Genomic DNA, 26,759 nt, shown 5'->3' on the forward strand with positions numbered 1-26,759 from the left:
CCGGTGGGGGTCACGCGCCGCCGGTGTGGACGCTGAAGGCGGAGCGGCGGGCCGCCCGGGCCACGCCCGGGTCCGGGTGCACGCCGGAGACCGCCGTCAGCACCGAGGCCGCCCGCGGGTGCCCGGACTGCCGGGCGCGGGCGAACAGCCGGACCGGGTCGCCCGCCGAGGCGCCCTCCACGTGGCCCACCAGCAGCTCCGTCTCGCCGTGGTCCAGCACCGCCGCCGCTGTGTCCACCCACAGCCAGGCCGCGTCCTCGGCGCCCAGCACGTCCGCCGGGGAGACCCCCTCGTCGGCGCGCTCGGCCAGCCACAGCAGCGCGTACGGGCGCAGCACCGGCTCGTCCACCGCCGCCCGCACCGCCTGCTCGGCCGGGCCGCCGGCCACCCGCAGCGCCTCGAAGGCCAGGCCGCGCACCAGCGCGTCGTCGCCCTGGGCGGCGTCCAGCAGCTCGGCCACCGCGCGGTCCGCCGGGCGGGCCGCCACCCAGGCGCGGAACTCCGCCCGGGCCGGGCCCGGCGAGTAGTCCGCGCAGGCGTGCAGCAGCTCGAAGGCGCTCTGCTCGATGTGCCCGGCCGCGGTCTGGGCGACCGTGCAGATCTCCTCCAGCTTCGCCCGCACCGCCCAGTGGCCCAGCGGGGACAGCTCGGCGGCATCGTTCCTGCGCACCACGGCGCCGACCGCCGCCAGGCCGTCCAGCATCCAGTCCAGGACGGCGGCCACGTCGGAGGGCGCGGCCGGGGTGTCGATCTGCGGCGCCCGGCAGGTGCCGCGGACGGCGGACACCGCCGAGGCGGCGTGCGGCACCGGCGACAGGCCCGGGTTGCCGAGGCCGGCACCGACCCGGCGCTCGTCCAGGCCCCGGCGCAGCAGCTCCAGCAGCTCGCTCTCGGCCACCGGGCCGTCCACCAGGTGCAGGAAGGACAGCAGCTGCGGGGCCTGGTCCACGGCCTGGCCGGCCAGGACGGCGAACACCCCGCGCAGCGCGGCGGGCGGCACCGGGGCGAGCAGCGTCCAGGCGTCGAACAGGCCGGACCAGCCGCGCACCACGGCCTCGTCGTCGTGCTCCCAGGCGTGCAGGCGCCAGCCGGGGCCGGCCCCGCCGTCCCGGGCCTCCACCAGACCCACCAGCAGCGCCTGTCCCCACGCCTTGGCGGCGGCGCCGACCGTCATGGCCAGTGCCCGGCCGGCCGCGCGGGCGTCCTCCGGGAGCAGTTCGCCGCGCTTGTCGACCTCTTCCAGTTCCCCCGCCCAGCGGGCGATCCGGACGGCGTCCACCAGCATCCGGCGGGCCAGCGGCGCCAGCTCGGCCGGCGCGGGGAAGCCCTCCGGGACCGGAACCCGGCCCCGGCCGGGTGCCGGCGCGGGCCCTCGTCGCCGGGGTACACCGGCCCCGCCCGGCCTGCCACCGGAGGGCCGGTGGGCCGTACCGGGGAGACGGGTCACCGTCGCACCGGTACCGATCGTCGGCGGGAGCGGGGCATCACGGTCGCGCGGGTTCCGAGACGTCACGTCGAGCAGTCTTCCCCTTGCACCGGCCTTCTGTCACATCCGGTTGTCCGTACGAGCGCACGACCGGGTACCGCACCTCCGCAAGATCGGGCAACAGCGGCAAACCGCCTGGCCGGAAACGTGTGGCCGGGGCATGCCACGGTTGGAGCGGGGCGTCGCGCTGCCCGTCCGAGCGGTCACGTTGCGTGTCGGGCGCGGGGTTTTCCGGAGCGGCGGGGGTGGGTGCGGGCGGAAGCGGAGGGCTGGAATCCGGCCAGGTGTCATGTGCCCGATGGACGGTGACGGTGCGCCGGAAGTCGGCGGGGACGACTTCCGGTGCGGTGGGAAGGGGTTCGACTTCCGATATTCGGGAGCAAACTTTCTCCTTTACCGTTTCACGTCGCGCACCCGCCGGATTCAGAGCAGCGGGGTGAGCCAGCGCCGGAGGAGTTCCGTGTAGTGGTCGGGGGCCGAATTCCACAGGGCCGCGTGTTCGGCGCCCGGGAAGCGCTGGAGGTTCACCACGTCCTGGCGGGCGGCAGCCAGTCGCTCCACGGTGTGGAAGGGGGCGATCCGGTCGTCCGGGCTGTGCAGGACCAGCGTGGGCACGCGCAGGTCCGCGCCCTGGGCGAGGCGGGAGGAGTCCACGACGTCCACGCCCGTGCGCCCCTGCCCCCGCGCGGCGGGCGCGCCGCCCGGTCCGGCGGCGGCACCGGTGAAACCGGCCCGGGCGGCGTCCCGCCGGGCGACGCTCGGGAGGTCGAGCACCGGCGAGTCGAGGATGAGCCCGCTGATCGCGTGGGCCCACGCGGAGCGGGCCGCGGTCTGCAGGACCATGGTGGCGCCCACCGACCAGCCGTAGAGGATCACCCGGCCCGCGCCGCCGTCGAGCGCCAGCCGCACCGCCGACTCGATGTCCCGCCACTCGGTCTCGCCGAAGTGGCTGTAGCCGCCCGGGGAGGCCGGGGCGCCCTCGTCGCCGCGGTAGGTGACGACGAGGGCGAACAGTCCGAGGCGGTGCAGGACCGGCAGGACCGGAAGGGCCTGCTGGCGGTCGGCCTCGGAGCCGTGCACGAGGATCACCCAGGTGCCGCGCTTGCCGTCGAGCCGCCAGGCGGGAAGGGCACCGAGTTCGCCGTCGGCGGCGGTGGCGCTGTAGGTCAGGCCGAGGGCCCGGGTGGGGTCGCCGAGGTGCACGCGCGGGGTGAAGCGGACCTCGGTGCCGGGTATCAGGGTGCCCCGGTCGGCCCGGACCAGCCGCCGGGTGACGCCCTGCGCGTCGCGGTGCAGGATCTCCTCGACGACCGCGTGCCCGTCGTCTCCCCACTCGACCGCCCAGCGGCCGGGCCGCAGGCTCTCCGGGCGGCGGTTGAAGGTGACCCGGTCGGCGCCGAGGCTGTGCACCACCACCGGTCCGGTCTCCGGCTCGACCGCCCCCACCCCCGGGCTGACCATTCGCTCGTAGGACCGGCGGCCTACTACCAGGACGGCGACCCCGGCCCCGGCGGCGGCGGCCGCCACGACCGCTGCGGTTCCCCAGCGCATTTCGTTCCCCGCTCTGTTACACGGACCCGGACGGTTTTCGAGCACCAGTCCACCGGGGCTCCGCGCCCCCGGCCACCGGACAGGGCCGTCCGGGGGACGGATCCGGGGCGGTCAGACAGGGATGGCGGGGTCGTGGGTGCTGAGGAGGTGCCAGAAGCGGGGAGTGACGGGTGGGGTGGAGGTGCGGGACTGGGTGGTGGTGCCCCAGTGGGAGGGGACGTGGTGTTCCTGCTGGAGGACGGGGAGGACGGCGGCGAGGTCGGCTTCCGGGACGGGCACCAGGCGGGCGAGCGGGCGCAGGTGGGGCTGCCAGCGGCCGGCCACGCACTGGCGCAGGAGGCCGTCGAGGGCCTCGGCGCGGCCGGTGGCCTCGACCAGTTCGGTCAGCCGCAGGCCCAGCACCTGGGCGAGGGCGTGGGTCTGGTCCGGGTCTCCGTCCCAGTGGCCGGTCAGTTCGGCCTGCCGGTAGGCGGGCAGCGTCACCCCGGTCCGCTCGGCGACGGTTTCCTGGCCGAGCTCCCGGGCGAGGCGGTGGTCGCGCAGGCTCACCGGACGGCCGTCCATCAGCTGGGCGGCCGGGCACCAGAGGGCGCGGGCCAGGGCGATGAACTCGGGCTCGCCGGGGCGCAGCTCGCCGTCCTCCCAGGCGAGCACGTGACCGGGCAGCAGCCGTACGCCGTGCGCGGCCATGCCCTCGGCGACCTGCTCGGGGGTCAGTCCGAGGCCGGCCCGGTGGGCGCGGGCGGCCCCGGGGGAGAACGGTACGGGGGACGGGGCGGCAGTGGTGGGGGACTTTCTGCGGCGCATGGCACCGAACCGTAGGTGTGGCCCCGGGCCCGTCCCAGCCGCCGAACGCACGAAGTGGAGCTGACGGGCCCTCCCCCGCGCTGGGCGATCGCACAGGGCCGGTACCGGTCGCGGGTGTGACCGACCCCTCCTTGACCTCGGTTGACTCCCGGTTCGGCCGCGTGATGGGATCCTGGGGCCAAACGGAGGCATGGAGAGGAAGCCGGTGCGAGTCCGGCGCGGTCCCGCCACTGTCACCGGGGAGCACGTTCGGAATCGCCACGGCGGGCCGTCAGGAGCCGCTGGAAGGCCCGGGGGTGCGTCCGACCCGGAAGCCAGGAGACTCTCGCCCCCGGTACGTCGATCCAGGGCGCGGACCCTGAGTGAGGACACCCACGCGATGCAGGCTGCCCCGCCCCGTCGGACTCCTGGCACCCCGCTGCCGAGCAGCCCGCCGCCGTGCGCCCCCTGACCCGCGCCGCCGCCTTCGCGCTGGGCGCCGTCGCGGGCTACGCCGCCGACGCCCGTTTCGCCGACCCGCGCCGCGGCCACCCGGTCGCCCTGTTCGGCAGCGCCGCGACCCGCCTGGAGCGGCGCGTGTGGCGCGACGACCGTGCCGCCGGAGCCGGGTACACGGCGCTGTGCGTGGGCGCGGTCGCGGCCGGTGCGCTGGCCCTGGACCGCACGGTCGGGCGCCGTCCGCTGGGCCGCGCCGCGCTGGCGGCCGCCGCGACCTGGACGGTGCTCGGCGGCACCTCGCTCACCCGGGAGGCCCGCACCATCGGCCGTTCGCTGGCCGCGGGCGATCTGACGGCCGCCCGGGAGCGGCTGCCGCACCTGTGCGGGCGCGATCCCAGCGCGCTGGACGGGCAGCAGGTCGCCCGGGCGGTGGTCGAGTCGGTGGCCGAGAACACCGCCGACGCCGTGGTGAACGCGCTGGCCTGGGGCGCCCTGGCGGGCACCCCGGGGCTGCTGGCCTTCCGCGCCGTGAACACCCTGGACGCCATGGTGGGCCACCGCTCGCCCCGCTACGCCCGCTTCGGCTGGGCCTCGGCCCGGCTGGACGACGTCGCGGGCTGGCCGGGCGCCCGGCTCACCGCGCTGCTGACGGTGGCCGCCGCGCCCGAGCCGCGGACCGCCTGGCGGGTCTGGCGCCGGGACGGCTCCGCGCACCCGAGCCCGAACGCCGGCCAGGCCGAGTCGGCCTTCGCGGGCGCGGTGGGCGTACGGCTGGGCGGGACGCTCCGGTACCCGCACGAACCGAAGGGCGCCCCGGAGCCGAGAGCGACGAGCGAGGAGCCCCCGGAGGCGAGTGCGGAGCCACGTGAGCGGGTGGAGCACCGGCCGGTGCTGGGCGCCGAGTTGCGGCCGGTGACGGTGGACGACATCGAGCGGGCCTGCACGCTGTCCCGGCGGGTGGGCGCGCTGGCGCTGGGTACGACGGTCGCGGGGCACGTCCTGCTGCGGCTGCTGTTCCGGAAGAGGAGGGGTGGGGCATGAACAACGCGCTGCTGGTCGCCGGGACGACCTCCGACGCGGGCAAGAGCGTGGTGACGGCCGGGATCTGCCGTTGGCTGGCCCGCCAGGGCGTGCGGGTCGCGCCGTTCAAGGCGCAGAACATGTCGCTGAACTCCTTCGTCACCGCGGACGGCGCCGAGATCGGCCGTGCCCAGGCGATGCAGGCGCAGGCCGCCCGGGTGGCGCCGGAGGCGGCGATGAACCCGGTGCTGCTGAAGCCCGGCGCGGACGGCCGTAGCCAGGTGGTGCTGCTCGGCCGGCCGGTCGCCGAGGTGGGCGCGCTGGACTACCGCGAGCGCAAGCCCGTCCTGCTGGAGCGCGCCCTGGAGTGCCTGGCGGACCTGCGCCGGCGCTACGACGTGGTGGTGTGCGAGGGCGCCGGCTCGCCCGCCGAGATCAACCTGCGCGACCGGGACATCGCCAACATGGGACTGGCCACGGCCGCCGCCCTGCCGGTGCTGGTGGTCGGGGACATCGACCGCGGCGGGGTCTTCGCGGCCATGTACGGGACGCTGGCGCTGCTGTCCGCGGAGGACCAGCGGCACGTGGCGGGCTGGTTCGTCAACAAGTTCCGCGGCGACGCCCGGCTGCTGGCGCCCGGGCTGGAGATGCTGCGCGAGCTGACCGGCCGTCCGGTGCTGGGCACGCTGCCGATGCTGCCGGGGCTGTGGCTGGACGCCGAGGACTCGCTGGACCTGTCCACGGTGGTCGACCGGGTCGACGGCCGCGGGCCGCTGGGGGCGGACGTGCTGCGGGTGGCCGTGGTGCGCCTCCCCCGGCTGTCCAACTTCACCGACCTGGACGCGCTGGCGCAGGAGCCGGGCGTGCTGGTGCGCTGGGCGACCCGGCCGGAGGAGCTGGCCGACGCCGACCTGGTGGTGCTGCCCGGCACCCGGGCGACCGTCGCGGACCTCGCCTGGCTGCGTGAACGGGGCCTGGAGCCGGCGCTGAAGGCGCGGGCGGCGGCCGGACTGCCGGTCCTCGGGGTCTGCGGCGGCTACCAGATGCTGGCGCGCTCGATCGAGGACGAGGTGGAGTCCGGGGCGGGGCTCGTCGACGGGCTGGGACTGCTGCCGACCGACGTCCGCTTCGGCGCTGAGAAGGTGCTGGCGCGCCCGGTCGGCGAGGCGTACGGGCAGCGGGTCGAGGGCTACGAGATCCACCACGGGATCGTGGCGGTCGAGGGCGGCGAGGCCTTCCTGGACGGCTGCCGGGTCGGCTCGGTGTGGGGCACCACCTGGCACGGCGCACTGGAGAACGACGGCTTCCGCCGCGAGTTCCTGCGCGAGGTCGCCGAGTTGGCGGGGCGGGCGTTCGTGCCGGCGCCGGACACCTCCTTCGCCGCGGCGCGCGAGGCCCGGCTCGACCGGCTGGGCGACCTGATCGAGGAGCACGCGGACACCGACGCGCTGTGGAAGCTGATCGAGGGCGGGGTGCCGGCGGCCGGAACGCTGCCGTTCCTCCCGCCCGGGGCACCTGGGAGTGACGCATGAGTGACGTCCGCTATCCGTTCACCGCGATCGTCGGCATGGCCGACCTGCGGCTCGGGCTGCTGCTGAACGCGGTCTCCCCGGCCGTGGGCGGCGTGCTGGTGCGCGGCGAGAAGGGCACCGCGAAGTCGACCATGGTGCGCGCGCTGGCCGGGCTGCTGCCCTCCATCGCCACCGTGGACGGCTGCCGCTTCGCCTGCGACCCGGCCGCGCCGGACCCGCAGTGCCCGGACGGCCCGCACCCCGCCTCGTCGTCCGCTTCCGAATTCCCCTCGCAGCTCGTCGAGTTGCCGGTCGGCGTGGCCGAGGACCGGATCGTCGGCTCGCTCGACCTGGAACGCGCGCTCGCCGAGGGCGTCAAGGCGTACGAGCCCGGTCTGCTGGCCAAGGCGCACCGCGGCGTGCTGTACATCGACGAGGTGAACCTGCTCCAGGACCACGTGGTGGACCTGCTGCTGGACGCCGCCGCGATGGGCCGCTCGTACGTCGAGCGCGAGGGCGTGTCGGTGCGGCACGCGGCGCGGTTCCTGCTGGTCGGCACGATGAACCCGGAGGAGGGCGAGCTGCGGCCGCAGCTGCTCGACCGCTTCGGCCTGACCGTCGAGATCGCCGCCACCCGGGACCCGGCCGAGCGCGCCGAGGTGGTCCGGCGCCGGCTCGCGTACGACGCGGACCCGGCCGGCTTCGCGGCGCGCTTCGCGGCGGAGGAGCGGGAGCTCGCCGAACGCATCACCGCCGCACGGGAACTGCTGCCCAAGGTCGAGCTGACGGACGTGGCGCTGCGTCAGATCACCGCCGTCTGCGCGGCGTTCGAGGTGGACGGCCTGCGCGCGGACATCGTGATGGCCCGCACCGCGGTCGCGCTGGCCGCCTGGGCCGGGCGGGCGGAGGTGCTGGAGGAGGACGTCCGCAAGGCCGCCCAGCTGGCCCTGCCGCACCGGCGCCGGCGCAACCCGTTCGACGCTCCGGGGCTGGACGAGGAGCAGTTGGACCGGACGCTGGAGGAGCACGCCCAGCCGGAGGACCCGGAGCCCGAGGGCGACGGGCCCGGCCCGGACGGGGACGGCCCGGACGGGGACGGCCCGGACGGGAACGGCCCCGACGGCGGCGGCGGCCCCGACGGCGGCGGCGCCCCGGAGCCCTTCGACGGCGGCGCCCCGCAGGCCCCCGCCGCCGGGAGCGGCGCTCCGGACGCCGAGGCGCCCGCGCAGCAGCCCGTCCCCGCCCAACACCCGGCCCCCGCCCGCGAGTCGGCCCCCGTCGCGGCCGGGGACCCGTACCGGACCCGGCTGTTCACCGTGCGGGGCACCGGCCGCGGCGCGCAGGGCCGCCGCTCCCCCGCCGAGACCACCGGCGGGCACACCATCCGGGCCCGCCGGCCCCGGGGGCCCCTGAGCCGGCTGCACCTGACCGCGACCATCCAGGCCGCCGCGCCGCACCAGGTGGCGCGCGGGCGGGCCGGCCGGGCGCTGGTGCTGCACAAGGACGACTTCCGCGAACAGGTGCGCCAGGGACGGGAGTCCAACCTCGTCCTGTTCGTGGTGGACGCCTCCGGTTCGATGGCCGCCCGGCAGCGGATGACCGCCGTGAAGGGCGCGGTGCTGTCACTGCTGATGGACGCCTACCAGCGCCGGGACAAGATCGGCATGATCACCTTCCGGGGCGCGGACGCCGAGCTGGCGCTGCCGCCCACCTCCTCGGTGGAGGTCGGCGCGGCCCGGCTGGAGTCGCTCCCCACCGGCGGGCGGACCCCGCTGGCCGCGGGCCTGCTGCGCGCCCACGAGGTGCTGCGGGTGGAGCGCCTGCGCGACCCGAACCGGCGCCCGCTGCTGGTCGTAGTGACCGACGGCCGGGCCACCGGCGGGCGGGACGCGCTCGCCCGCTCGCAGCGCGCGGCCGCGCTGTTCGCCGCCCAGGGCACGGCCAGCGTGGTGCTGGACTGCGAGTCCGGACCGGTCCGCCTGGGCCTGGCCCGTACCCTGGCCGGGCTGCTCGGCGGCAGCGCCGTCAGCCTGGACGAGCTGCGCGCGGAGGGCGTGGCCTCGCTCGTCCGTGAGAACCGCGAGGACCATGCGAACCGTGCGGCTCGCGCGGGCCGTGCGAGCCGTGCGACCACCACTCCGATGCGAAAGGCGGCCTGACCGACATGCCCAAGGGCGTCCCCGAGAGCGTTCCCGACGACGGCCTGACCACCCGCCAGCGCCGTACCCAGCCGATCACCGCCGTGCACACCGGCCCGGGGAAGGGCAAGTCCACGGCCGCCTTCGGCATGGCGCTGCGGGCCTGGAACCAGGGCTGGTCGGTCGGGGTGTTCCAGTTCGTGAAGTCCGCCAAGTGGAAGGTCGGCGAGGAGAACGCGCTGCGCGTGCTCGGCGCCTCCGGCGAGGGCGGCACCGTCGACTGGCACAAGATGGGCTCCGGCTGGTCCTGGATCCAGCGCTCCGCCGAGCAGGAGATGTCCAGCGAGGAGGCGGCCAAGGAGGGCTGGGAACAGGTCAAGCGGGACCTCGCGGCCGAGACCTACCGCTTCTACGTTCTGGACGAGTTCACCTACCCGATGCACTGGGGGTGGATCGACCCGGAGGAGGTCGTCTCGGTGCTCGAGGACCGCCCGGGCAGCCAGCACGTCGTCATCACCGGCCGGTACGCGCCCGAGGCGCTGACCGGGTTCGCCGACCTGGTCACCGAGATGACCAAGGTCAAGCACCCCATGGACGCCGGCCGCAAGGGCCAGCGTGGCATCGAGTGGTGACCTCTTGAGCGACGTCCCCCGCCTCGTCGTCGCCGCGCCCTCCTCCGGCGCCGGCAAGACCACCGTCGCCACCGGTCTGATCGCGGCGCTCGCCGCGCGCGGGCTGGCGGTGTCGCCGCACAAGGTCGGCCCCGACTACATCGACCCGGGCTACCACGCGCTCGCCGCCGGGCGCCCGGGCCGCAACCTGGACGCCTTCATGTGCGGGCCGGAGCGGATCGCCCCGCTGTTCCTGCACGGCGCCGCGGGGGCGGACGTCGCGGTGGTCGAGGGGGTCATGGGCCTGTTCGACGGCGCCTCCGGGCGCGGCGAGCTGGCGTCCACCGCGCACGTCGCCAAGCTGCTACGGGCGCCCGTGGTGCTGGTCGTGGACGGCTCCTCGCAGTCCCGCTCGGTGGCCGCGCTAGTGCACGGCTTCGCGTCCTGGGACCCGCAGGTGCGCCTCGCCGGGGTGATCCTCAACCGGGTCGCCTCCGACCGGCACGAGCAACTCCTGCGCGAGGCCCTGGAGGAGGGCTCCGGGGTGCCCGTCCTGGGTGCGCTACGCCGCTCGGCGGCGGTGGCCACGCCGTCCCGGCACCTCGGGCTCGTCCCGGCGGTGGAGCGCTCGGCGGAGGCGCTCAAGGCGGTCGCGGACATGGGCTCCCTCGTCGCGGCTTCGGTCGATCTGGACGCCGTACTGGAACTCGCGCGTAGCGCACCCGAGTTGGACGCAGAACCGTGGGACCCGTCGACGGAGGTCGCGCCGGTCGCCGGACGGCCGCGGATCGCGGTGGCGGGCGGCGCCGCGTTCTCCTTCTCGTACGCCGAGAACGCCGAACTGCTCGGCGCGGCGGGAGCGGAGGTCGTCCCCTTCGACCCGCTGCACGCCTCGGCGCTGCCGGAGGGCACGGCCGGACTGGTCATCGGCGGCGGCTTCCCGGAGCTGTACGTACGGGAGTTGAGCGGTAACGCGGCGCTGCGCTCGGCCATCTCCGCGTTCGCCGCGGCGGGCGGGCCGGTCGCCGCCGAATGTGCCGGACTGCTGTACCTGGGGCGGGAGTTGGACGGCCTGCCGATGTGCGGGGTGCTGGACACCGGCGCCCGGATGACCGAACGGCTCACCCTCGGCTACCGGGAGGCCGTCGCCCTGCACGACTCCCCGCTCGCCCCGGCCGGCACCCGGGTGCGCGGGCACGAGTTCCACCGGACGGTCTGCGAGCCGGGCGCGGGCGACCACCCGGCCTGGGGCTGGCGCCTGCCGGCCGGACCGCGCACCGAGGGCTTCGCGGGCGGCACCGTGCACGCCTCGTACCTGCACCTGCACTGGGCCGGGACGCCCGCGCTGGCCTCGTCGTTCGCCTCCGCCGCAGCGGCCTTCCAGACCGGCTCCGATCCCGGGACGGGGTCGGGCGAGCGACCGTAGAGTGGCCGCATGCATGTGATCGTCCTCAACGGCGGCTCCAGTTCCGGCAAGTCGAGCATCGCCCGCCGCCTCCAGGAGCTGCTGCCGGAGCCCTGGCTGCACCTCGGCGCGGACACCATGGTGGACGCGCTGCCGCCGTGGCTGCTCGGCGGGGACGGCGGGATCGGGGGCCTGGAGGACGGTGACGGCACGGTGGCCGTCGGACCGGTCTTCGCCCGGCTGGACGCCGCCTGGACGGTCGGCGTGGCGGCGATGGCCCGGGCCGGGGCCCCAGTCCTGGTGGACGAGGTGTTCCTCGGCGGGGCCGCCTCGCAGCAGCGGTGGCGCACGGCGCTGGAGGGCCTGGACGTGCTCTGGGTCGGCGTGCGCTGTGACCCGGCGGTGGCCGCGGCCCGGGAGGCCGCGCGCGGCGACCGGGTCGCCGGGATGGCCGCCGCCCAGGCCGCGGCGGTGCACGAGGGCGTCGCGTATGACCTGGTCGTGGACACCTCGCAGGCCTCGCCGGACGAGTGCGCCCGGCTCGTCGCCGCGCGGGTGACCGCAGCGCAGTGAGCCCCGCGCGTACGACCTCGCGCGGTTGACCGTCCGGCAGCGACCGCCCTTCCCGCGCAGGCCCCCACATGGCCGGGCAGTACGAGTACACCGCCGAGACCAGGTGCCGGTAACCAGGGCACCGGCACCAGCGACTACCGCTCCTACTCCCCCCGACGTCGAGGTGTCCGCCGAGGGACTGCCGGCCATCCCCGGCTCCGCCGACCCCCGTCTTCCGCGGCGGCAGGGCCCGCTGGAACCCGGAGCAGCCGCTGCTCGTCGCGCTCTCCCGGTGCCACCTGCTCCCGTACCCGCACCTGTGCGCGGCGAACGGCGTCGTGGTGACCTCGTACGTCGACCGGCCGGTCGGCCACCATGGCCGTGTCGCCGGAGGGCGGGCACTTCACCTCGGTGGCGCTGCACCCGCGGGTCGAGGTCGCCGGGGCGGGCACGGCGGAGCAGGCGCTCGCCCTGCACGCGCAGGCGCACCGGGTCGGCTTCATCGCCGGCTCGGTCGACTTCCCGGTGCGGCACGAGCCCTGGGTGGCGGTCGGGTTGGAGGCCGGCGGGCTACAGGGCGAGCGTCTGCCAGCCGCGGGTGATCTGGTCGTGGACGGCCGCCGGGTCCGGCGGCGTCGGCTGGGCCGCCGCGAGCGCCGCCGGCAGGCCGGTACCGTCCGCCGGGCGCTGCGCCGGATCGATGGCCAGGGCCCGGGTGACGACGGTGCTCGTGGACGGCACGCGGCTCACCGCCACCGGCGGCGGGCCGGGCACCCTGACGTACATGGCGCGAGCACCAGTCCGGTCAGCCGTGCCCGGGTCGAACCGGACGTCCAGATCTCCCGGGGCAGGCCGACGGTCAGCAACTTGCGCTGGGTCAGGTACCAGAGCGACAGCCACAGCAGCAGGAACCCGATGAAGAGCACGAGGTACCGGGTCCGCGCCACGGCCTGGGAGATGTGCCATTCGCGGGCGAGGTACACGGCGTTGTCGAGGCCGAACGGCCGTTCCAGCAGGTAGCAGCTGTGGAGGTCCTCGAAGTACACGGCGAAGTACGCTCCGACGCCGGCGACCAGACCGACCGCCAGCTCGCCGAAGGTCGCCCCGAGGCCGCCCGGCGCTCCCTCGGTCGCGTCCGCGCCGGTGGCCGCCAACGCCCGCCGTCGGGTGGCCGTTTGGGCGCGCACCAGCACCGGAAGGGCCACCAGCCGCACCAGCAGCGCCGAGCCGATCGTGAGCACCAGCGCCATGACGAGCAAGTCCGGCATGTTTCCCCCTGCCTGATCGGGCAAAGGGAGTACAGGGGGCCGCCCGGGGCCGCCCGTCTTCCGCTGTCAGCCCCCCTCTCAGGCTTCCTCGTCCAACAGCGCGGTGAGGTAGCGGTCGATCTCGACGCGCAACTCCTCCGGCATCGGCACCTGCCAGTGCCCGCTGCCGGCCGTCGCGTTGAACAGCACGCCGTCGCACCAGCGGATCAGCCGGCGGGCGTCCGACTCCGGGTCGGTGGAGCCGGAGGCGGCGAGCAGCTCGGCGGCGAGCTGGGCGAAGCGGGCGCCCAGGCGGTCGTAGACGGAGCGCAGTTCGGGCCGGCGGGTGGCCTCCAGGGCGAGTTCCAGGCGGGCAAGGGTGAGCCTGCGGCCGCTGGTGAGCGCCTGGAAGAGCGCCTCGGCGCCGACCTCGACCAGCAGTTCGCGCGGCGGGAGGGTGGCCCCCGACAGCTCGCCCTCGATGAGGACCGGGTAGTCGGCGGTCTCCCGCTCGACGATCCGGACGAGCACGAGTTCCAGCAGGGCGGCCCTGGTCCGGGCCAGGTTGGAGGTCGAGCCGGCGGGCAGGCCGGAGGCGTCGTCCACGGCGCGGTGGGTGAGCCCGCGCAGGCCGGCATCGGCGATCAGGTCGATGGCGGCGTCGGCGATCAGGGTCGGTCGCGGGGGCGTCAGCGGGGGTGTCATAGGTCCGATCATGGCCTTTCCGGTCGGGCTCCCCTAACTCACTACAGCCGTAGTTTACGGCTCACTACACATGCAGTACGGTGCTGAAGCAGCGGACACTACGCCTGTAGTGACCGGATCGTGCGAGAAGAGGAGCCCCTCATGCCTCCCATGGGCCTGCACCAGGCGATCGTCATCGGCGGTGGCATCGGCGGCCTCAGCGCCGCGCTCGCGCTTCACCGGCAAGGCATCCCCGTCACCGTCCACGAACGCGCCGCCTCACTGGAACCGGTCGGCGCCGGACTCGCCCTCGCCCCCAACGCCCTGCGCGCCCTCGACCGGCTCGGTGTCGGCCACCGGCTGCGCGCCCTCGCCGCCCCGCACCCCGCCATCGGCGTGCGCCACCCCTCCGGCCGCTGGCTCGCCCGCACCAGCACCGCCGCGGTCGAGGCCCACTTCGGCGACCCGATCGCCGCGGTTCCCCGCGCCGACGTCATCGCCGCCCTGCTCGACGCCCTCCCGGAGGGCACCGTCCACACCGACTCCCCCGCCACCGTCATCGACCCCGGCGACGACCGGCACCCCGCCGTCGTCCGCACCGCCGACGGGGACCGGAGCGCCGGACTGGTCGTCGCCGCCGACGGCATCCGCTCCGCCACCCGCGGCCTGCTCTTTCCCGGACACCCCGGCCCGCGCTACAGCGGCTTCACCACCTGGCGTTCCATCGTCACCCCGGACCGCCGCCCGACCGCCGCCGGAGAGGTCTGGGGCCGCGGCCGGCTCGCTGGGATCGTCCCGCTCGCCGACGGCCGGGTCTACGTCTACGGCGCGGCCCTCTCCCCGGCCGGCGCCCGGGCCGCCGCCGGCGAACACGCCGAACTCCAGCGGCTGTTCGGCGACTGGTGCGCGCCCGTCCCCCAGCTGTTCAGCCTCGCCGAACCCGACCGGCTTCTCCGCAACGACGTCTGGGAGCTCGCCGACCCCCTGCCCGCCCACCACCACGGCCGCGTCGCCCTCCTCGGCGACGCCGCCCACGCCATGTGCCCCTTCCTCGGCCAGGGCGCCTGCCAGGCCATCGAGGACGCCGTCGTCCTCGCCTCCCTCCTCGGTCCCGAAACCGCCGACCCCGCTGCCGCCCTCCCCACCTACAGCGCCACCCGCCTCCCCCGCACCACCGCCATCGTCACCGCCTCCCGCCGCGCCGGCGCCCTCATCGCCCTCCACAGCCCGGCCGCGACCCTCCTGCGCACCATCGCCCTCACCCTCGCCGACCTCCTCCCCACCCGCACCCTCCTCCGCCGCTCCGCCTCGATCTACGACTGGCGGCCCCCAGCCCCGGTGCGAGGGGCGTGAGGAGACCGCGTCCCTTCGGACGAGCACCCTCACCTGGCGAACGGAGGGTTCTCGCCCCGGCTACGCGTCGGTGTCCTTCGGGTGCCGGGGCGAGGCCCGGACGAAGTGCACTGTGCGAGTCGCCTCGTCCACCAGGTACCGCACCCGGCCGCCGGCCGTCACCTCGTACTCCCACTGCGGAAGCTCGACACCTCCCAGAACCCGGGTCGCCAGGCGCCCTCGGAGCCGGTGCTGCCGATCCGGATCCGTTCTGGCGAGCGGGTTCGCCCGCAGGGCTTCAAAGCATCGGCTCGAGAGGTCGGAGAAGGACACAGTGAGGGTCGACATGACTCGACGCCAATTCGGAATACGTTCCGAAGTCAAGGGCGATTGCTGCGCACGCGTGATCGGCCGAGGCCGGGCGAGGCCCGGCCCGGTGTCGGTGGTGATTGCGACGATGGGTGGCATGAGTGACTCCAGACGGGCCATCGCTGACTACTGGGACGCTGCCGCACCGGGCTTCGATGACGAGCCGGATCACGGGTTGCGGGCGGCCGGGACGCGGGAGGCGTGGGGGCGGCGGGTTCGGGGGTGGCTACCGACAAGAACGGTGGACGTGCTCGATGTCGGCTGTGGAACGGGCTCGTTGGCGGAGTTGGTCGCGACGGGCGGGCATCGGGTGGCCGGGGTGGACCTGGCACCGCGGATGGTGGCGCGGGCGCGGGCGAAGCTGGCGGCGGCCGGGGTGGCGGGGCGGTTCCTGGTGGGGGACGCGAGCGCGCCGCCGGTGCGGGAGGGCAGCTTCGACGTGCTGCTCTGCCGGCATGTGATCTGGACGCTGCCCGACCCGGAGCGGGCCCTGCGCGCCTGGGTGCGGCTGCTCCGGCCGGGCGGGCGGCTGGTGTTGGTCGAGGGCCGGTGGCGCGAGACCGCAGGGCAGGCGGAGCCGTACGTCGCCGGAGCGGAGCGGCTGCCGTGGGGCGGCGGCGTCGGGGCGGAGGAACTCGCGGCGGCAGTGCGGCCGTTGGTCGCCGAGCTGCGCGTCGAGCCGCTCAGCGGGGACGCCGCCCTGTGGGGCGGACCGGTGGACGACGAGCGCTACGCGGTGGTCGCCGGCCTGTAGCGGGCGGTCATGATCCGCTGCCGAAGGTGCCGTTGAGCGGGTCGCGGCGGAGGCAGACGGCGCAGCGGAGGCGGGTGTAGATCGCCACCGTGCCCATGCAGACGTCCTCCCGGCCGTCCATCGGGGTCGCCGAGGCGGCCGGCTTCCCGCACTCCAGGCACGAGCGACGGGGCCGGGCGGCTGTCCCTGGGGGTCCTGTGCTTCATCAGGCCTCTCCTCCAGTAGGGCGTCCCGATGGAGTAACGCGGCCGGGCGGGTAGTGGTCACGCGAACTACCGCAGCGTCACGGCGGTTCAGCCGAATCGCAGGCGTATCGCCTCGCTAGTGCCGTGGCCGAGGCGGGCGGCCCAGGCGAGTGCCTCGGCCATCGTGACCTCGGGACCGGCGAGGCGGGCGGCCGCGAGGGTGGGCGGTACCCGGTCCGCGTCCAGCAGTTCGCTCCACTGGCGGCTGTCGAGGGCGAGGTAGCGCAGACCGGGGAGTTCGGCGAGCACGGCGAGGTCGCGGACCGCCGCGTCGGCGAGGTGGAGGCCGTGCAGGTTCGGCAGGGTGCGCAGGACGGCCAGGCCCGCCGGGGCGGATGTGGTCGACTCCAGTGCCGCGCCACGCGCTCGATCACTGTCCCGCCCCCCGGCGTCCGGTGCTGCGGACCAGCATGGCAGGGGGCACTGACAGCCGCTCAGTCGACGAGGGACTCGGTGTCGCCGTGGGCGACGAGGAGCTTGCGCAGCAGGGTGTCGAGCTGGGCGCGTTCGTCGGCGTCGAGGGCGGTGAGGATGCGCTCCTCGTTCTGGAGGTGGCCGGGCAGGGTGGCGTCGATGAGTTCCTTGCCGGCCGGGGTGAGGCGGACCAGCACGGCGCGGCGGTCGGTGGGGCAGGGGTTGCGTTCGACCAGGCCCTTGGCGGAGAGCTTGTCGACGCGGTTGGTGATGGCGCCGGAGGTGACCATGGCGGACTTGAGCAGGGCGCGGGCGTTGAGCTCGTAGGGCTCGCCGGAGCGGCGCAGGGTGGCGAGGACGTCGAACTCGGAGGAGTCCAGGCCGCAGGTGAGGAAGTACTCGCGGAGGGCGTTGTCGACCCGCACGTTGAGCCGCCGGAGCCGGCCGATCAGGGCCATGGCCTCCAGGTCGAGGCCCGGGTCGACCCTCCGCCACTGCTCGGCGATGTCGTCGACGGTGTCGCGTTGCTGCATGACCTGTCATCTCCCTCTGGGTACCGCCACTGCCAAATATCTTAACATTCACATACTTGACGTTCGCCGATCCGGGGCGTAGAAATATCTCAACGTTCAGATAGTCAACGTTGAGGGGATCGGGATCACCATGGACCGCAAGCGCGCAGGGATCGCCGCCACCGCCGCACTCGCCCCGGCCGCCTGGGGCACCACCTACCTGGTCACCACCCAGCTGCTGCCCGAAGGCCGCCCGCTGCTGCTCGCCGCGCTGCGGGCGCTGCCGGCCGGGCTGCTCCTGCTGATGATCGGCCGCACACTCCCCAAGGGGCGCTGGTGGGGGCGCGCGGCGGTGCTGGGGATGCTCAACATCGGATTGTTCTTCCCGCTCACCTTCGTCGGCGCCTACCGCCTGCCCGGCGGCGTCGCGGCCACCATCGGGGCGATCCAGCCGCTGCTGGTCGCCGGGTTCTCGATCGGCGTGCTCCGCGTACGGCCCGGGCGCCGCGCGCTGCTCGCCGGGCTGGCCGGCGTCGGCGGGGTGGCGCTGCTCGTGCTCAAGAGCGGGGCGAAGCTGGACGGCGTCGGGATCGCCGCGATGGTCACCGCGATCGGGCTGATGGCCATGGGCACCGTCCTCACCCGCCGCTGGGGCCGCCCGGAGGGGGCCACCATGGTCGACCTCACGGCATGGCAGCTGCTCGCCGGCTCGGTCTTCCTGGTCCCGCTCGCGGCGGTGGTCGAGGGCGCGCCGCCGGCCCTGAGCGCCTCCAACCTGGCGGGCTTCGCGTACCTCGGGCTGTTCAGCACCGCGCTCGGGTACGTCCTGTGGTTCCGCGGCATCGAGCGGCTCGGCGCCGGGCCGGCGTCCTTCCTGGGACTGATCAACCCGGTGGTGGCCACCGTCGGCGGCCTGGTCGTGCTCGGCCAGACCCTCACCCCGTGGCAGGTGCTGGGCCTGGTGCTGGCGTTGGGCGCCATGCTCATCGGCCAGGCCCCGGCCCGCCGGGGCGCCACGGCGGGCCCGGCTCCGGCGCCGCGGGCAGCCGCCGCCGAGGCACCCGCAGCTCAGGCACCCGCAGCTCAGGTATCCGCAGGTCAGGTACCGACGGCCCCGGCACCCACGGCTCGGACCGAACCGCTCCGGACGGCAGCCGCCCGCTGACGGTCCCAGCCCCTCCGCCCCGTTCGCCCCGCCCGGCACCACCGCCCGGCGGGGCCCGAGCGCTTTCCGGCGCCTCCTCAGCCGGTGGCGCGGACGTAGATGTCGGCGGCCCCCGGCAGGCCGCCCGGGATGGTGGCGACGTAGATCCGGCGGGCCGTCGCGGCCCGGGCGGCGACGGCGGACGGGGTGGCGCTGGGCGTCCAGGTCGGGGTGGGGCTGGGCGTCCAGGTCGGGGTGGGGCTCAGGGTCGGAGTCGGCCTCGGCGCATCGTCCCCAGGGGCGTCGTCCCCCGGGGCGTCGTCCTCGGGCTCACCGGCCACAGCCGCGCTTCCCGCGCCGTCCGCGTCGTCAGGGTCGGCCCCCGCCGACGTCGGCTCCGCCGCGATCGCGACGGGCGCGGCAGAAGCGGCAGAATCGGCAGAAGCGCCAGGCGTCCCCGGCACGGCGGAAGCGGCAGGCGTGCCCGGCGTAGCGGGCGTCTCGGGCGTGCCCGCCGCGCTCGGCCCCGAAGAAGGCGCGGAGCCCGGCGCCGGCTCCTCCGGCAGCTCCGGCGCCTCCGCCGGCTCGTCACCCCCGAGGGCGGCGGCGAGATCCGGCGGCAGCGGCGCCGCGGGTCCGGGCTCGGGCAGGTCGTAGGTGCGCAGGAAGTCGCCGAGGCCGGGTTCCTTGCCGCCGCCGAGCCGGTAGTGGAGGTAGGCGATGGGCGCGCCGTCCGAGGTGCGGGTGTAGACGGCGCCGACCGGGACGTAGTAGCGGCCGGCGCCGGGGTGCTGGGAGGGGTGGAGGCCGGCCAGGCGCTCGGCGCGGTCGCGGTCGGTCTCCCGGCCGCCGACGCCTCCGGCGGTGAGCGCGTTGACGCCGCGCACCACCAGGGCGGCGGCGACGGACACGCACAGCACCAGTCCCACGGCGACGGTGCGCCGCAGGACCGGGCGGCCGTGCAGGGCGGGCCAGGAGTCGGTGACCATGCGCTCGGGTGGGATGCCGTCCACGGTTGTCTCGCTCCCCCGTTCGATCAGGACGCCCGGCCGGACCCTTCGGTCGGGGCGTCACACTGTGCTCGACGTGGGACGGTAGCGGAGAGTTCCTCAGCCGAGGTAGGCGGGGGCGACGGCAGCCCTGGTGACCAGCCGCGCAGCGCCGGAGCCGTCCGCCGGGACGGTCCACAGGTCGGCGCCGTAGTCGCCCGGCAGGGCGTAGAGCAGGGTGCCGTCGTCGGACCAGAGCGCCTGGTCGTCGATGTTGCGCTGCTCGGCGGTGGCGGTCTCGGTCCCGGTCGCCAGGTCGAGCACGTACAACCGCCAGGGGGCGTCGGGCGACAGGCCGGGGACGCGCTTCTTGTAGGCGATGCGGGTGCCGTCCGGGGAGAGGGACGGGCATTCGACGTTGTCGTGGAGGGTGGTGAGGGTGCGGGCGGCGAGGTCGCCGCGGACGAGGTGGGTCCGCCCGGAGGTGGCGAGGGTGGCGTAGAAGATGTCGTCGTCGGCGAAGGTGACGCCCCAGATGTTGACGTCGTGCGCCTGGTACGGGTGGCCGTCCTTGATGACGGCGAAGTCCTCCAGGTTCTCCCGCAGGTTCCAGTCCCGCACGTCCACGATCGAGGTGCGGGTGGAGAAGTCGGTGCCCGCGTAGGAGTCGCCGCTGACGAAGACCGTCCAGGCGGCGAGGTGCCCGGACGGGGAGACCCGGGCGCGGGTGGGGATGCCGGCGGCGGGGAAGGAACGCCGTTCGCGCAGGTGGTCGTCGAGGACGACGGCTCGGTAGGTGTCCTCCAGAGCGCCGTGCTGGGCCTGGAGGCAGATGCCGGTCCCGGCTGCGGCGTGGAAGCGCAGGCACTGGGTGCCGGAGGCGGTGCGCGCGCCGTCGGGGTGGTCGGCGGGGACGGTGGTGACCTCGTCCCGGTGCGGGCCCCAGGCCATGTTGCGGAACAGCAACTGACGGCCGTTCGGGGGGACTTGGAGGGAAACGTTCCCGGGGCTGACGGCCGGCCCGCCGGACTGGGCCTCGTCCCGGCGGGCGGTGCGGTCGGCCGCGTGGAGGACGGCCCCGGTGCCGACCGCGCCGAGCACCAGCACGGCGACCAGCAGCACGATCACCCTGGCACGGTTGGTCTGCAGGTTGTTCGGCAGGTTCACGCACTCTCCTCGGCAGCAAGGGTCCCGTCGGCCACGACGGTCCCGGACGAACGCAGCACCACCGCCGCACCGGCCACGCACAGCGCCAGCGCTCCCGCCGACCAGGCCAGCGCGGTCGGACCGCCCACCGCGCTCCACAACGCGCCGAACAGCAGCGAGCAGCCGAACCGGGCCAGCGCCTGCCCGGTGCCGACCAGGGCGAGCCCCGCACCGCGCTGCCCGGCGGGTACGGCGTCGGCCACGGCGGCGGCGAGCACGCCGTCGGTGGCGGCGTAGAACGAGCCGTGCAGCACCAGGACGCAGAGCACCGCGGGCAGTCCGCGCAGCGGCGAGAGCAGCAGCCCGTACGCGAGCAGCAGCACCCCGTGCCCGAGCAGGAAGAGCCGGCGGCGCCCGATCCGGTCGGCGAGCGAACCCAGCGGGACGGCGAGCAACAGGAAGGCGGCCGCGGTGCCGAGCGGCAGCAGGGGGAACAGGTCGACGGACAGGCCCAGCCGGCGTTGGATCAGCAGGTAGAGGAAGGAGTCGCTGACGGTGGTGAGCCCGAGCAGCACGGCGCACGCGGTGAGCCGGCGCAGGCCTGGCAGGCGCAGCAGGGTGAGACCGCTGCGCAGCGTCGGCGCGACAGCTGACGACTGGTCACCGCCCTGCCGATGGGGCACGAACAGCAGCAGGATCAGCACGCCCAGCGCGGCGACGCAGGAGCTGACCGTGAACACCGCGTCGTAGCCGTGCCGTTCGCCGCCGTCCGCGAGCATCGGGCCGCCGGCCAGGCGCAGCACCAGGAAGGCGGTGAGCGGGCCGAGCAGGGCGCCGGCCGTGTCCATCGCCCGGTGCACGCCGAACGCCCTTCCGCGGTGGGCGGGTTCGGTGGCCAGCGAGATCATCGCGTCCCGGGGCGCGGTGCGCAGGCCCTTGCCGGTGCGGTCGACGGCGATGACGGTGCCGATCAGCGGCACGGTGTGGACGAACAGCAGTAGCGGCCGGCACAGCGCGGACAGTCCGTAGCCGACGGCCGCGACGGCCTTGTGGCGGGCGGCCCCGTCGCGGCCGCGGCGGTCGGCGAGGTGGCCGCCGACCAGCCGGACCAGGGCGCTGAAGCCGTTCTGGATGCCGTCGAGCAGGCCGAAGCCGAGCGGGGAGAGGCCGAGTCCGGTGAGCAGGTAGAGCGGGAGCACGGCGTTGACCATCTCGGAGGAGACGTCGGTGACCATGCTGACGGTGCCGAGGGCGAGGACCGCCCCCGGCACGGCGCGCAGGGCGGCGCCCCGCCGCACCTGGCCGGTGGCCGGTGCGACGGGGGCCTTGGAACTGCGGGAGTCCGCGACGTACACCGGTGTCAGTTCCAGATGCCGGTGATGTCGGCGGCGTCGGCGGAGTTGCCGGCGTGGGCGTTGACGCCGGCCAGGTCCTCCAGGGTGTGGAGCACGTCGTAGTGGTTGTAGGTGGTGGCGGTGGAGCTGCCGGGGGCGACGTGGGCGCCGTAGACGAGGGTCGGGATGCGGTTGCCGGCCAGGCGGTTGTCCTCGTCGAAGGTCACGACCAGCAGGCTGTTGTTGCTCTTGGCCCACTGGGCGTACGCGTCGAGGTTCGTCTGGAGCCAGGAGTCGCCGGTGCCCACCGAACAGTCGTGCATGTCGTCGCACAGGTCCGGGATGACGAAGGAGACCTTGGGCAGGGTGGTGAAGTCGGTCGGGAACGCGTCCATGCCGTAGGCGCTGGAGGTGGGCACGTTGCCGAAGCCGAACCACGGGTTGTGCTTCTGCGCGTAGTTGCCGCTGCTGCAGTCGGTGGCGCCGACGGACGGCAGGCCCTCGTTGTAGCTGGCCCAGGTCTGGTTGGCGGCGAGCAGCTCGGAGGCCAGGTTGGGCTGCTGCAACGCGCCGACGTCCACGCAGCTGTCGTCCGTGACGCCCTGCGCGCTGCCGGAGAAGATCATGTAGTAGTTGGGCTGGCTCGGGTGGGTGAGCGCGTACGACTGGGTCAGCTTCGCGCCGCCGGCGGCCAGGGTGCCGTTGATGTACGGCGCCTTGGAGCTGCCGATGACCTGCGAGTACGCGTGGTTCTCCAGCATGACGACGACGACGTGGTCGGGCGAGGGAAGGCCGGCCGCGGTGTCGGCGGCCGCGCTGCCGCCGGCGGCCCACAGGCCGAGCGAGCCGGCGACCAGGCCGAGGCCGGCGGCGAGGGCGGTGATCGGGCGGAGCCTGCGGCGACGTGCGGGGCGCGGGCCGGCGGTGGGGGTGCCGGGGGTGCGGAGTCGTGCGAAGGCCATGGGGTCCTCCGGTTGTCGGGGCTTCCCGGGCGGGAGCGCCGAAAACAGTAGGATCGCGGGGGTGTCGTGTACCGCACAAGAGAGGTGAAGAACAGGAGAACAGCTGCGAGGCGGTGCCGGTACGGAGCACCCGGGTGCGCGGCGACCGGGCCTCCACGTCCGCGTCGGACGTCACACGCGCCGCGATTGACCCGTTTCGGCCGCGCATGGTGGGATCACGGGGGCCCTCAGCGCAGGGCCGGGGACGGCAAGGAGTGCGGTACGTGATCGGACTGGTCGCCATCTACGGGCCGGGCCGCCCGCTGGCCGACGAACTGCAGGCCCTCTGGCCGGAGAGCTGCCACGTCTACCGGGCCTCGCGCGGCAACTGCTTCCAGGGGCCGGAGGCGATGCAGTTCGCCCTCGGCCGCCACCGGCAGGTGATCGCCGTCGGCTCGCTCGCCTCCGTCGTCGGACTGCTGACCGACGGGCGCGTCGACGTCCCGCGCGGCGCCGAGGTGCTCTGCGTGGACCCGGGACGGCGCTGGGTGATCCCGCTGACCCACACCGACTCGGCCGAGGAGCTGGCCCGCGAGGTGGCGTCCGCCCTCGGGGTCACCCCGGTGTTCACCGGCCCGCTTCCCGCCCCCGAGAACCCGCTGGACGTCCTGACGCCGCACGCCGTGCGCCACTACCGGGGCGGTGCCACCGCGACCGCCGAGGCGGCGGCGGACGGACGCCCCGTGCGGCTGGTCACGGAGGTGCCGCACCCACTGCCCGCGCTGCCTCCGAACGTCCGGCCGGACGCGCCGCAGGACGCCCCCGTCCTGCGGATCACCGACCAGGAGGACCCTGACGGCGACGACCTCCTGGTCGTCCCGCGCACCCTGGTCGTCGGCATCGGCGCGGGCAGCGGCGCCGAGGCGGCCGACGCGATGAAACTGCTGATGGCCGTGCTCGAGGAGACCGGCCACCTGCGCTCGGCGATCGCCCGACTGGCCACCGTGGCCGGCAAGGGGGAGCACCCGGCGGTGCGCTGGGCCGCGCGCTGCCTGAACGTGCCGGTGGACGAGCACCCGGCGGAGGAGCTGGCGCGACTCACGGTGCCGAACCCCTCCGAGGCCGTCGGGACGGCGGTCGGCACGGCGAGCGTCGCCGAGGCGGCGGCGCTGGCGAGCTCCGACGGCGGTCAACTCGTCGTCGCCAAGCGGAAGTCGGCGACGGCCACGGTGGCGATCGCCCGGGCCGCGGTGCGCGGACGGCTGGCACTCGTCGGCCTCGGGCCCGGGGCGCACGACCTGCTGATGCCGCGCGGGCTGGCGGAACTGCGGCGCGCCTCGGTGGTGGTGGGGCGACCCGAGGCGGTCGCGGCGGTGGCCGAGCTGCTCCGGCCGGGGACACGGCGGATCGCGGTGCCGGAGCCCGGGACGATACGGAACACTCGCGGAGTGGTGCTCGACTGGGCCGGAGTCGCGACGGACGACACCGGACAGGTCGTCGACCACACCGGGGCGGCCGTCACCCTGGCCGCGCACGGGCACGCCGTCGCCCTGGTCGCCCTCGGCGACGGCGCGGAGCTCACCGTGCCGCCCGGAGCGTACGAGGTCCTGCGGGTGCCCGGTCTGCCCGAGGCCTCCGCATGACCGCCCACGAGCCCGACCTGCGCCACCACGGCGACGCCGAGGTGCGGGCCGACGGGCGCGGCCTGGTCGACCTCACGGTCAACGTCCGCACCGGAACGCCCCCGGCCTGGCTGCGGGAGCGCCTGGCCGCCACCCTCGGCGACCTCGCCGCCTACCCCGACCAGAGCGCCGCCCGCGCCGCGGTGGCCGCCCGGCACGGGCGCCCGGCCGAGGAGGTGCTGCTCACCTCGGGGGCGGCAGAGGCCTTCGTCCTGCTCGCCCGAGTGCTGACGGCACGTCACATCATCATCGTTCACCCGCAGTTCACCGAGCCGGAGGCCGCGCTGCGGGACGCCGGGCACCGGGTGCACCGGGTGCTGCTCTCCCCCGAGGACGGCTTCCGGCTGGACACCGTCCCGGAGGAGGCGGACCTGGTCGTCCTCGGCAACCCGACCAACCCGACCTCCGTTCTGCACCCCGCCGAGGCCGTCGCCGCGCTCGCCCGGCCCGGGCGCACCCTGGTGGTGGACGAGGCGTTCATGGACACCGTGCCCGGCGAACGGGAGTCCCTCGCCCCTGCCCGGGACCTGCCCGGCCGGGTCGTCGTCTTGCGCAGCCTCACCAAGACCTGGGGCCTGGCCGGGCTGCGGATCGGCTACGTGCTCGGGCCGGCGCCGCTGATCTCCGCCCTCGGCGCAGCGCAGCCGCTCTGGCCGGTCTCCACCCCGGCACTGGTCGCCGCCGAGGTGTGCAGCGGCCCGTCAGCCCTGGCCGAGGCCGAGCAGGCGGCCGCGGAACTCGCGCTCCGGCGGGCGTACTTGATGAAGGGCCTGGCCGCCTTCCCGGCGCTGCGGGTGTACGGCGAGCCGGCCGCCTCCTTCGTCCTGGTCCGGCTGCCGGGTGCGGCCGCGGTCCGCGAGCGGCTGCGCGAGCACGGCTTCGCCGTCCGGCGCGGGGACACCTTCCCCGGCCTCGGCGAGGACTGGCTGCGGATCGCCGTACGGGATGAGGAGACCACCGACCGCTTCCTCAACGCCCTGGAGACTGTGCTCAGTTCAGCCTGACCTCGGCGCCTGGCTCGATCCGGCCCGGCGTCAGCACCTGCGCGTACACCCCCGCGCAGGGCAGCGCCGGCATCCCCTCCAGCGGGACCAGCCGGTTGCGCTCGGCCGGCACTCGCAGCGACTCCGCCCGGCGGGGCAGCGGACCGTGCCGCAGGGTGGGGACGGCGCAGCGCGGGGTGGGCGCCACGATCCGCAGCCGAAGCGTCTCCCCGACGGCCAACTCCCGCCCCACCCAGGCGTTCTCGACGAAGCCCTCGCCCTCGGTGCGGAGCACCAGGTTCGGCCGGTAGCGCTCGGCCTCGACGCCGACGGCGCACAGGGTGGCGTCGGTGATCAGGTGCACGGGCGCGAAGTCGAAGAAGCCGCCCTCCGGAGCGGCCCGACCCAACGCGTTGACCGTCACCGGGACTTCCGCCTCGATCCCGCGCGCCAGCACCTCCTCCGGCACCGCCCGCTCGACCGCCGCCCCGGGCGGGCGCTCCGCGATCAGGGCGAGCTTGCGGCCGAGCGCCTCGGACAGCTCCGTCTCGTCCGCGGACCGCCCGTCCGGCCCGGTGATCGCCACCCCACCGTCCGCGGTCGCCGCCGCCGAGTACCGCAGCAGCCCCGCCCAGAGCCGGGGGTTCTTCGCACTGGCCAGCCGCCCGGTCGCCAGGTCCAGCAGCGCCCGCTCCCGGTCCCCGGCCACGCCCCGCCCGGACACCTCCGCCGCCGAAAGCTCCTCCCCCAGCAGCGACTTCACCGGGTAGCGGCGCAGCCGCTCCACGTGGCCGATCAGCACGAGGCCTCCTCCGCCCACTCCCGCAGCGCCGCGAAGTGCAGCTCCCGCAGCCCCGCCCGGGGATCGACCCAGAGCGGCAGCGCCTCGCCGGGATGGTTCGCCGCGATCCACTCGATGTCCTGTGGCCCCAGCTCGTCGTCCACCCAGACGAACGGCCGCCCGTCCGCCCAGGCGACCAGCTCCCTGGTCTTCCAGTGCAGCCCGTCCGGATCCGTGCCGAACAGGTTCGTCCAGGGGATGTACGGGAGTTCGGGCAGTCCGACGCGCGGGCCTATCAGGCTGTTCGCCTCGGCCATCCAGGTGGTCGCCCACACCAGCTCGTACGGCAGCGCCAGCAACTCCGGCCCGTGCGCCGGGTTCAGCCACACCCGCAACGGCTCGACCTCCTCCCGCGGCTGCGGCGCGTGCCTGGCCACCCAGGAATCGGGCAGCAGCCGGTGGGCGCCGTACCCCTCCGGACACCGGCTGTCCGGCGCGGCATAGGGATTGAGCGGTCCGTCCACGTCGAGCAGGAGCAGCGGTCGTCGGGTCATGCCGTGAATTGTCGGACGGCCGAACGGGATTGACCAGTGATTTGCACCGGCGGACCGGGAGGCTGCGGCTTGCCGAACAAGGGATCGATCCCGCGATATCGTCCCGGTACGACGAATGAGCCGGGGGGC

Annotated in this window: 25 protein-coding genes and 1 riboswitch; of the genes, 11 read left to right on the top strand and 14 right to left on the bottom strand. The window is 75.2% G+C overall.

Features of this window, described 5'->3' with window-relative positions; translation table 11 throughout:
- Positions 1-10 precede the first annotated feature (10 nt).
- The 3 genes from ACH4J0_RS13895 to ACH4J0_RS13905 form a co-directional block, all read right to left on the bottom strand.
- A complete protein-coding gene (locus ACH4J0_RS13895) occupies positions 11-1,447 on the bottom strand; it encodes a hypothetical protein (RefSeq protein ID WP_396239631.1) in 1,437 nt (478 codons plus the stop codon).
- Positions 1,448-1,909: 462 nt separating this feature from the next.
- Positions 1,910-3,037, bottom strand: coding sequence for an alpha/beta hydrolase (locus ACH4J0_RS13900; protein WP_396239633.1), 1,128 nt, complete (start codon positions 3,035-3,037; stop codon positions 1,910-1,912).
- Between the two features lie 111 nt (positions 3,038-3,148).
- On the bottom strand, positions 3,149-3,844 hold the full coding sequence (locus tag ACH4J0_RS13905) for a transcriptional regulator (protein ID WP_396239635.1): 696 nt from the start codon (positions 3,842-3,844) through the stop codon (positions 3,149-3,151).
- Positions 3,845-4,038: 194 nt separating this feature from the next.
- Positions 4,039-4,169, top strand: a riboswitch (cobalamin riboswitch).
- Between the two features lie 113 nt (positions 4,170-4,282).
- Here ACH4J0_RS13905 and ACH4J0_RS13910 point away from each other — a divergent pair.
- From ACH4J0_RS13910 to cpt, 6 genes are read left to right on the top strand one after another with little or no spacing between them, the layout of a single operon-like run.
- Entirely contained in the window at positions 4,283-5,323 is a 1,041-nt protein-coding gene (locus ACH4J0_RS13910; protein WP_396239637.1) for a cobalamin biosynthesis protein, read from the top strand.
- Positions 5,320-6,834: a cobyric acid synthase gene (locus ACH4J0_RS13915; RefSeq protein ID WP_396239639.1), complete on the top strand. Its 1,515-nt coding sequence runs from the start codon at positions 5,320-5,322 to the stop codon at positions 6,832-6,834. Before ACH4J0_RS13910 ends, ACH4J0_RS13915 begins: the two co-directional genes overlap by 4 nt.
- On the top strand, positions 6,831-8,972 hold the full coding sequence (locus tag ACH4J0_RS13920; protein ID WP_396239641.1) for a putative cobaltochelatase: 2,142 nt from the start codon (positions 6,831-6,833) through the stop codon (positions 8,970-8,972). The genes ACH4J0_RS13915 and ACH4J0_RS13920 overlap by 4 nt, the downstream gene beginning before the upstream one ends.
- Before the next feature lie 5 nt (positions 8,973-8,977).
- Complete coding sequence (cobO, locus tag ACH4J0_RS13925) at positions 8,978-9,583, top strand: cob(I)yrinic acid a,c-diamide adenosyltransferase (protein WP_396239643.1); 606 nt, start codon at positions 8,978-8,980, stop codon at positions 9,581-9,583.
- A gap of 4 nt (positions 9,584-9,587) precedes the next feature.
- Entirely contained in the window at positions 9,588-10,988 is a 1,401-nt protein-coding gene (locus ACH4J0_RS13930) for a cobyrinate a,c-diamide synthase (protein ID WP_396239645.1), read from the top strand.
- Between the two features lie 9 nt (positions 10,989-10,997).
- Complete coding sequence (gene cpt / locus ACH4J0_RS13935) at positions 10,998-11,540, top strand: chloramphenicol phosphotransferase CPT (RefSeq protein ID WP_396239647.1); 543 nt, start codon at positions 10,998-11,000, stop codon at positions 11,538-11,540.
- A gap of 549 nt (positions 11,541-12,089) precedes the next feature.
- On the opposite strand, the gene ACH4J0_RS13940 is transcribed toward cpt, so the two are convergent.
- From ACH4J0_RS13940 to ACH4J0_RS13950, 3 genes are all read right to left on the bottom strand, one after another.
- The gene (locus ACH4J0_RS13940; RefSeq protein ID WP_396239649.1) at positions 12,090-12,260 is read right to left on the bottom strand and encodes a hypothetical protein; all 171 of its coding nucleotides are present in this window, start codon (positions 12,258-12,260) and stop codon (positions 12,090-12,092) included.
- 5 nt (positions 12,261-12,265) lie between these two features.
- Entirely contained in the window at positions 12,266-12,787 is a 522-nt protein-coding gene (locus tag ACH4J0_RS13945; RefSeq protein ID WP_396239651.1) for a hypothetical protein, read from the bottom strand.
- A gap of 78 nt (positions 12,788-12,865) precedes the next feature.
- The gene (locus tag ACH4J0_RS13950; RefSeq protein WP_396239653.1) at positions 12,866-13,471 is read right to left on the bottom strand and encodes a TetR/AcrR family transcriptional regulator; all 606 of its coding nucleotides are present in this window, start codon (positions 13,469-13,471) and stop codon (positions 12,866-12,868) included.
- Between the two features lie 141 nt (positions 13,472-13,612).
- Here ACH4J0_RS13950 and ACH4J0_RS13955 point away from each other — a divergent pair, with 141 nt between their 5' ends.
- The gene (locus tag ACH4J0_RS13955; protein ID WP_396239655.1) at positions 13,613-14,803 is read left to right on the top strand and encodes an FAD-dependent monooxygenase; all 1,191 of its coding nucleotides are present in this window, start codon (positions 13,613-13,615) and stop codon (positions 14,801-14,803) included.
- Between the two features lie 445 nt (positions 14,804-15,248).
- Entirely contained in the window at positions 15,249-15,905 is a 657-nt protein-coding gene (locus tag ACH4J0_RS13960) for a class I SAM-dependent methyltransferase (RefSeq protein WP_396239657.1), read from the top strand.
- Positions 15,906-16,198: 293 nt separating this feature from the next.
- On the opposite strand, the gene ACH4J0_RS13965 is transcribed toward ACH4J0_RS13960, so the two are convergent.
- On the bottom strand, positions 16,199-16,399 hold the full coding sequence (locus ACH4J0_RS13965; RefSeq protein WP_396239659.1) for a hypothetical protein: 201 nt from the start codon (positions 16,397-16,399) through the stop codon (positions 16,199-16,201).
- A 185-nt stretch (positions 16,400-16,584) separates the two neighbouring features.
- The gene (locus tag ACH4J0_RS13970; protein WP_396239661.1) at positions 16,585-17,097 is read right to left on the bottom strand and encodes a MarR family winged helix-turn-helix transcriptional regulator; all 513 of its coding nucleotides are present in this window, start codon (positions 17,095-17,097) and stop codon (positions 16,585-16,587) included.
- A 130-nt stretch (positions 17,098-17,227) separates the two neighbouring features.
- On the opposite strand from ACH4J0_RS13970, the gene ACH4J0_RS13975 reads away from it, so the two are divergent.
- Complete coding sequence (locus ACH4J0_RS13975) at positions 17,228-18,241, top strand: EamA family transporter (RefSeq protein WP_396239663.1); 1,014 nt, start codon at positions 17,228-17,230, stop codon at positions 18,239-18,241.
- Positions 18,242-18,318: 77 nt separating this feature from the next.
- Here the strand turns inward: ACH4J0_RS13975 and ACH4J0_RS13980 are convergent, their stop codons facing one another.
- The 4 genes from ACH4J0_RS13980 to ACH4J0_RS13995 all read right to left on the bottom strand — a co-directional run bounded on the left by ACH4J0_RS13980 (position 18,319) and on the right by ACH4J0_RS13995 (position 22,651).
- Positions 18,319-19,233 (bottom strand): hypothetical protein, encoded by a 915-nt coding sequence (locus ACH4J0_RS13980; protein ID WP_396239665.1) that lies wholly within the window; start codon positions 19,231-19,233, stop codon positions 18,319-18,321.
- A 96-nt stretch (positions 19,234-19,329) separates the two neighbouring features.
- Positions 19,330-20,376 (bottom strand): TolB family protein, encoded by a 1,047-nt coding sequence (locus tag ACH4J0_RS13985; protein WP_396239667.1) that lies wholly within the window; start codon positions 20,374-20,376, stop codon positions 19,330-19,332.
- Entirely contained in the window at positions 20,373-21,710 is a 1,338-nt protein-coding gene (locus tag ACH4J0_RS13990) for an MFS transporter (RefSeq protein WP_396239669.1), read from the bottom strand. The genes ACH4J0_RS13985 and ACH4J0_RS13990 overlap by 4 nt, the downstream gene beginning before the upstream one ends.
- 5 nt (positions 21,711-21,715) lie before the next feature.
- Positions 21,716-22,651, bottom strand: coding sequence for an alkaline phosphatase family protein (locus ACH4J0_RS13995; RefSeq protein WP_396239671.1), 936 nt, complete (start codon positions 22,649-22,651; stop codon positions 21,716-21,718).
- A 263-nt stretch (positions 22,652-22,914) separates the two neighbouring features.
- Between ACH4J0_RS13995 and ACH4J0_RS14000 the strand changes: the two genes are divergently transcribed.
- Both ACH4J0_RS14000 and cobC read left to right on the top strand, forming a co-directional pair.
- The gene (locus tag ACH4J0_RS14000) at positions 22,915-24,273 is read left to right on the top strand and encodes a cobalamin biosynthesis protein (RefSeq protein WP_396239673.1); all 1,359 of its coding nucleotides are present in this window, start codon (positions 22,915-22,917) and stop codon (positions 24,271-24,273) included.
- A complete protein-coding gene (gene cobC / locus ACH4J0_RS14005; protein WP_396239675.1) occupies positions 24,270-25,316 on the top strand; it encodes an Rv2231c family pyridoxal phosphate-dependent protein CobC in 1,047 nt (348 codons plus the stop codon). The genes ACH4J0_RS14000 and cobC overlap by 4 nt, the downstream gene beginning before the upstream one ends.
- Here the strand turns inward: cobC and ACH4J0_RS14010 are convergent.
- Both ACH4J0_RS14010 and ACH4J0_RS14015 read right to left on the bottom strand, forming a co-directional pair.
- The gene (locus ACH4J0_RS14010; RefSeq protein ID WP_396239677.1) at positions 25,303-26,097 is read right to left on the bottom strand and encodes an MOSC domain-containing protein; all 795 of its coding nucleotides are present in this window, start codon (positions 26,095-26,097) and stop codon (positions 25,303-25,305) included. The genes cobC and ACH4J0_RS14010 overlap by 14 nt on opposite strands.
- Entirely contained in the window at positions 26,091-26,630 is a 540-nt protein-coding gene (locus ACH4J0_RS14015; protein ID WP_396239679.1) for a hypothetical protein, read from the bottom strand. The genes ACH4J0_RS14010 and ACH4J0_RS14015 overlap by 7 nt, the downstream gene beginning before the upstream one ends.
- Between the last annotated feature and the right edge of the window lie 129 nt (positions 26,631-26,759).

It is taken from the genome of Kitasatospora sp. NPDC017646 (assembly GCF_044329365.1).
Lineage (GTDB): Bacteria > Actinomycetota > Actinomycetes > Streptomycetales > Streptomycetaceae > Kitasatospora.